General features: G+C 64.4%; 1 protein-coding gene. It reads left to right on the forward strand.

The genetic code is table 11. From position 1 onward, the window contains the following. Window positions 1-227: 227 nt before the first annotated feature. Window positions 228-1391: an IS110 family transposase gene (locus ABH933_RS45500; protein ID WP_429429380.1), complete on the forward strand. Its 1164-nt coding sequence runs from the start codon at window positions 228-230 to the stop codon at window positions 1389-1391. Window positions 1392-1410 lie beyond the last annotated feature (19 nt).

A 1410-nucleotide genomic window follows, 5' to 3' on the forward strand; every position in this document is an offset into this window, starting at 1 on the left:
CGGCTACTTAAGACTGGTGGTAGGGCTTGATCCCGGCCAGGATCAGTCCCAGGTACCCGGTGGGAAGCTCCCTAATCGGCTGCCCACCAGCAGTATCGGTGTGGCTCGTTAATGGCTTGCATCCCACCGGGTTACCGTGCGGGTGTGGCTGGAAAGGGGTCTGCCCAGGCTCGAAGTAGCGGTGCCTTCCTGCACGGATACCCCTCCGTCGATCTGGAAGGACACCGATGTCGGTCATCATCGGCATGGACCCGCACAAACGCTCGGCCACCATCGAAATCATCGACCCCGACGCGAAGATCCTCACGACCGGGCAATACAGCACCGACACCGCCGGATACAGTGAAATGCTCACCGCTGCACAACGATACCCGCAACGGGTGTGGGCGATCGAGGGCTGCAACGGTGTCGGACGGCATGTGGCACACCGGCTGGTAGCCGACGGGGAAACCGTCATCGACGTGCCGGCGAAACTGTCGGCGCAGGTGCGTGTGTTCGCCACCGGCAACGGCCGCAAAACCGACCCGATCGACGCGCACTCGGTCGCGCTGGCGGCGTTACGGTCACCGAATCTGCGCCGGGTACAGGCGGATCCGGACCTGGTCGCATTGGGTCTGCTGGTCGATCGTCGTGACGAACTCGGCCGTGCCCGCACCGATCTGCTGAACCGCATCCACCGCCTGCTGCTGGAATTGGTGCCCGGTGGCGCCAAACGGTTTCTGTCGGCCATGCAGGCCCGCGCCCTAGCCGACACCGTCGAGCCGGGCGATGCCGCGGCTCGGGTTCGTCTGCGACTGGTGAGCGAGCTGATCGACGATCTCGAGGTCATCGACCGGAAAACCAAAGCGGCAGACAAGGAACTCAAGCAACTGGTCCTCGCGCGCGGGTCGACCGTGATGGACCTGCACGGCATTGGCCCCTCCGGTGCTGCCAGGCTGCTGGCCGACACCGACAACATCCACCGTTTCGTTTCCCGGGACCGGTTCGCTTCCTGGAACGGCACCGCGCCCCTGGACGCGTCGTCTGGAGATCAAAAGCGGCACCGGCTCTCCCGAGCCGGCAACCGCAAGATCAACCATGTCCTGCACACTATGGCCGTGGTTCAGCTGCGTAACCCGACGGCAGGGCGCGTCTATTACGACAGCAAGAAGGCTGCCGGGAAGACCTCCATGGAGGCGATGCGGGCACTCAAACGGCGCCTGTCCAACGTCGTCTACCAGCGGATGCTCGCTGACCAGCGCCGACGGGATGCGGCAAGCCCGGGAGGGCACTCGGGGGCGACTACTGACTCCAGCGCGACCGGCCCTACCCCGCACACCGATCCTTCGGACAAGCCACAACCCGGACCTACCACCACTCAGTCTAACGACGGACTCCCAACTGCCTCTTGACATAAAGGGGAGCCATTAC

The sequence above is a fragment of the Nocardia sp. GP40 genome (assembly GCF_050434125.1).
Taxonomy (GTDB): domain Bacteria; phylum Actinomycetota; class Actinomycetes; order Mycobacteriales; family Mycobacteriaceae; genus Nocardia; species Nocardia albiluteola.